The 4,025-nt window shown below is 71.1% G+C and carries 6 protein-coding genes; 5 read left to right on the forward strand and 1 reads right to left on the reverse strand.

The features are described 5' to 3' along the window. Window positions 1–7 precede the first annotated feature (7 nt). From VIM26_RS10775 to VIM26_RS10785, 3 genes are all read left to right on the forward strand, one after another. Entirely contained in the window at window positions 8–139 is a 132-nt protein-coding gene (locus VIM26_RS10775; RefSeq protein ID WP_331950989.1) for a substrate-binding domain-containing protein, read from the forward strand. 56 nt (window positions 140–195) lie between these two features. After that, window positions 196–468: a DUF2277 domain-containing protein gene (locus tag VIM26_RS10780; protein WP_331950979.1), complete on the forward strand. Its 273-nt coding sequence runs from the start codon at window positions 196–198 to the stop codon at window positions 466–468. Window positions 469–609: 141 nt separating this feature from the next. Next, window positions 610–1,413, forward strand: a complete 804-nt coding sequence (locus VIM26_RS10785) for a hypothetical protein (protein WP_331950981.1) — start codon at window positions 610–612, stop codon at window positions 1,411–1,413. Between the two features lie 10 nt (window positions 1,414–1,423). Here the strand turns inward: VIM26_RS10785 and VIM26_RS10790 are convergent, their stop codons facing one another. After that, window positions 1,424–2,707 carry a S53 family peptidase gene (locus VIM26_RS10790; RefSeq protein WP_331950983.1) on the reverse strand — a complete coding sequence of 428 codons (1,284 nt, stop codon included), beginning with the start codon at window positions 2,705–2,707 and terminating at the stop codon, window positions 1,424–1,426. Window positions 2,708–2,737: 30 nt separating this feature from the next. Between VIM26_RS10790 and VIM26_RS10795 the strand changes: the two genes are divergently transcribed. Together VIM26_RS10795 and VIM26_RS10800 are read left to right on the forward strand one after the other, a co-directional pair. Then, window positions 2,738–2,881, forward strand: a complete 144-nt coding sequence (locus tag VIM26_RS10795) for a hypothetical protein (RefSeq protein ID WP_331950985.1) — start codon at window positions 2,738–2,740, stop codon at window positions 2,879–2,881. A 94-nt stretch (window positions 2,882–2,975) separates the two neighbouring features. Continuing rightward, window positions 2,976–3,998, forward strand: a complete 1,023-nt coding sequence (locus VIM26_RS10800) for a glycerophosphodiester phosphodiesterase family protein (protein ID WP_331950987.1) — start codon at window positions 2,976–2,978, stop codon at window positions 3,996–3,998. Window positions 3,999–4,025: the final 27 nt, after the last annotated feature.

The following is a 4,025-nucleotide window of genomic DNA, read 5'->3' on the forward strand; positions in this document are numbered from 1 at the left end:
CCAGCCGATGCCGGAAATGGGTGTGACGGTGGTGGAACTCCTCACGGATCGCATCGAACATCCCGATGAACCACCGAAGTCTCGAAAGCTCCCCGTGAAGCTGGTCCTGCGGGAGAGCTGCGGCTGCCCTCCAGGCTGACCAGCAGGTCCACAGAGCTCATTGGCGCCCGGCGGCGCCCGGCGTAATCTCGCAGGATGTGCCGAAACATCCACACCCTGCACAACTTCGAGCCGCACGTCACGGACGAGGAGATCAACGCGGCGGCGCTGCAGTACGTCCGGAAGGTCAGCGGGACGACCACGCCGTCGCAGGCCAACCACGAGGCGTTCGACCGGGCCGTCGCGGAGATCGCGCACGCCACCCAGCACCTGCTCGACGCGCTCGTGACGACCGCGCCGCCCAAGGACCGCGAGGCCGAGGCCGCCAAGCGCAAGGCCCGATCCGCGGCACGTTTCGCGACGGTGTGATCTCGGCCCGACGCATTCACGGTGTCACCGCACATCGATGAACAGCGGCATTCCGAAATGCGCCTTTCATGCCCTTTGCGGTAACCGTTCCCGCCACCAATGACCTGCGAGACCAGGGGCCCCGCCCCTACGCTCTCGACTATGCCCAAGGGACTGTTCCTGACGTTCCACCGAGAGAGCCAGCCGCTGTCGGCCCATCTCGATGCCGAGATCCTCGGCCCGGCCCTGCGGCGGGTGCAGGAAATGTCGGCCGACCAGTTCGCGGCCTCCACCGGCGACCTCGTCGCTGGGCTCAGCGACGAGGTCAGGGTGGAGCCGCCGCGGCTGCGCGAGCAGGAACGTGCCGCCCAGATCGTCGGGACGCGCCGCCCGACCCGGATCCGGGAGGTGTCGCACGCGACGACGAGACACCATGTCGCGGTGCAGGTCGACGGCCACGCGGACCTGCTCAACTACTGGCCGGACCGCGACGATCCCGGGCTCACCCCGATCGACACCCTCGACGCGGGATCACTGCGACCGGGCAACGGCGAGCCGTTCGACTTCGCCGCCGAGGTCCGTCGCTACGAGGCCCGCAGCGCCCAGGAGCGGTGGTTCCTTGCTCCGCTGGAGGCGGGCGGGCCGGTCGTCCTGCAGACCTGGATCGAGCTGACCCAGGACGAGGAGTTCGAGGTGCTCCGCAAGGAACGGGACCCGGCCGCCCAGATCGATCGTCAACGGATCATGATCGAGCCGATCGTGCGGGCCATCGCCGCCCAGACCCTCGACTTCTTCGCGGTCGATCTGCCGCGTGCACTGACGGCCGCGATCGACGGTCGACGTGACCAGGTGGCGGCGCGCAGGGCGGTCTACGACAGCCTCACCTGGCCGCCGCCGCACCCGCAGGCGCTGCAGGTGCCCACCCAGCACGTCCGGCGAGCGAGTCAGGACGTCGTCGGCCGGTAGCGCCAGCGGCTCACAGCGCCGACACCCCCTTCGGGGTGCCGAGGCCGGTCGGGCCGTCGTAGCCGGGCAGCGCGTTGCACAGGTAGTCCCCACCGCAGTCCTGCCAGGTCACGTTGTTGCCGCCGACGACGTCGCGCAGCCCGCTGCGGTGCGCGTAGAGGTACGACGCCGACCCGAGGGAGGCGGCGTTGCCGGCCAGGGCGATCATCCCCGAGATGAGCGGCGCGGCCAGGGAGGTACCCCCGACGACGAGCCAGCCCGGCGTGATGCCGAACTGCTCGAGCCCGTAGGTGTCGTACACCGCGAAGCCGGTGTCCGGGTCGGCCAGCGCCGAGACGTCGGTGGTCGTGCGCATCAGGCAGTTCGGGTCCTTCTGCCAGGTCGGCTTCGCGACCCACGCCGAGCAGCCGCTGCCGGCGCCCTGCCACGCGGTGTGCTGCCAGGTGGTGCTGGTCTTCGTCACCGTCGTGCCGCCGACGGCGATCGCCTTGCTCCACGAGGCCGGGAACGACGCGCCGCCGAAACCGTTGTCGCCCGAGGACACCACCATCGCGACGCCGGTGTGGCTGTAGTAGCTCTTGCCGTCGGCGAGGACCCCGTTGTACTCGGGGCCGCCGTAGGAGTTCGAGACGATCTTCGCGCCGAGGGTCACCGCCCGGTTCACGGCGAGACCGATATCGACCGAGTCGGCGCTGTCGGCCTCGACGAGCATGATCTTGCACAGCGGGCACGCGGCGGAGACGGCCTGGACGTCGAGCGCGATCTCGACCCCCCAGCCGGCGTCCGGCTCCGGCGGGGTCCCGCCGCCGCGCTGGTTGACCTTGCGGAAGCAGCCGTTCGCCGTCGTGCAGGCGGGCAGCTTGTAGGCGGAGCGGAAGGTCGCGAGATCCTTCTCGGCGTTCGGGTTGTCGTACGCGTCGACGATGGCGACTGTCCGGCCGGCGCCGAGGGCGGTGTTGAGGCCGTAGATGCTCTTGATGTCGGCCGGCCCGTAGCCCGTCGTCGGCGCTGCGACGGCGTGCGGGGAGACCCCGGCGGACCGGACGGCCCGTCCGGCCGTGTTCACCGGGCTGCCGGCGCGGCGCGCGGCGGCCTGGGACCGGAACGTGGCCAGGCAGGCGAAGGTGCCCTTCGCCGGCGTCGAGCACGCCCTGCTCGGGGCGACGACCGGCCCCGGGTGGACCGGTAACCCTTGGGCAGTTGAGCCGGCGGCCAGCACGAGCGCACCTCCGAGCAGTGCCGCGGTGATGGCGGCGGTGCCGCGCAGGCGACCGCGGAGGGCTGCGCTGGACATGGGAGCTCTTCTCATCCGAGGGGAAGCGGGGTGGGGCATGGTCAGGAGCCGACGACGGCGAACGCCGTCGAGCTGGTCTGCTCGATGTGGCCGCCGGCCGCGTCGTCGCCGGTGATGCGCAGGTCGTACGAGGTGCCGGCGTCGGCGTCCGTCGTGGTGAGCGCCGCGCGGTAGGCGCCCGGCCCCGTCTGGGTGGACGGCAGCGTGGTCCAGTCGGCGGCGCCCGGGTGGCGGACCTGGACCGTGCCGGACGTGATCTCGGTGGCCCGTGCGCCGGCGATGTGCGCGAGCCTTCGACCTGCAGGCCCACCGCGGGGGCATCGGTCTCACGGTCGAGAGCACCATCGCGTCGTTCAGCAAAGCCCTCGACCTCGGGGTCAGCACCCTCGAGCTCGACGTGCAGATCACCAAGGACGGGTACGCCGTGGTCACCCACGACCGGGACCCGGTCTCGACGAAGTGCGTCGACACCGCGCCCGCGTACCCCGGCGACCCGATGTTCCCGTACGTGCCGGGCACGACGTACATCAAGGACCTCACCCTCGCGCAGGTCCGCACCATCGACTGCGGCTCGCTCGCCCAGGTGCAGTTCCCCGGCCAGCAGGTCGCACCCGGCTCGCGGATGCCCCTGCTGTCCGAGGTCTTCGCCCTGGTCAAGGCGCGCCATGCGACGGGCGTGAAGCTCAACGTCGAGACGAAGGTCGAGGCCGGGGCGCCCGAGCAGACGGCGCCGCGCGAGCAGTTCGTCCAGGTCACCGCGCGGGAGGTCCGGCGCGCGGGGATGCTCCGGCAGGTGACCATCGAGAGCTTCGACTGGGGTTCCCTGATGCGGATGCGTCAGGTCGAGCCGGCGCTGCCGATCATCGCCCTGACCAACGGTCAGCAGTTCCTCCAGGCCGGGCGGCCGGGCGCGTCGCCGTGGCTCGGCGGGATCGACATCGACGACTTCGGCGGCTCGCTGGTGGCCGCGGCGAAGTCGTTCCACGCCGACGCGATCTCACCGGTCGCCGGCGACCCGCAGAACGGGAAGATCACCGACCCGGGCTACGTGCCGTACACGACGGCGACGATGGTCCGCGAGGCCCACGCGGCCGGGATGAAGGTCATCCCGTGGACCATCGACGACGACGCGAGCATGCAGTGGCTGATCGACCTCGGCGTCGACGGCCTGATCACCGACTACCCGGACGTCGCGCGCCACGTGCTGGCCCGCAACGGACTTCCCCTGCCGACCCCCTACCCGGCCCGCGCGACCAACCAGCCCCCAAAACCCGTAACGTCCGAGCGTTGACGTCCTATAGGACGTCAACGCTCGGAC

The sequence above is a fragment of the Pengzhenrongella sp. genome, from assembly GCF_036565025.1.
Classification (GTDB): Bacteria; Actinomycetota; Actinomycetes; order Actinomycetales; family Cellulomonadaceae; genus Pengzhenrongella.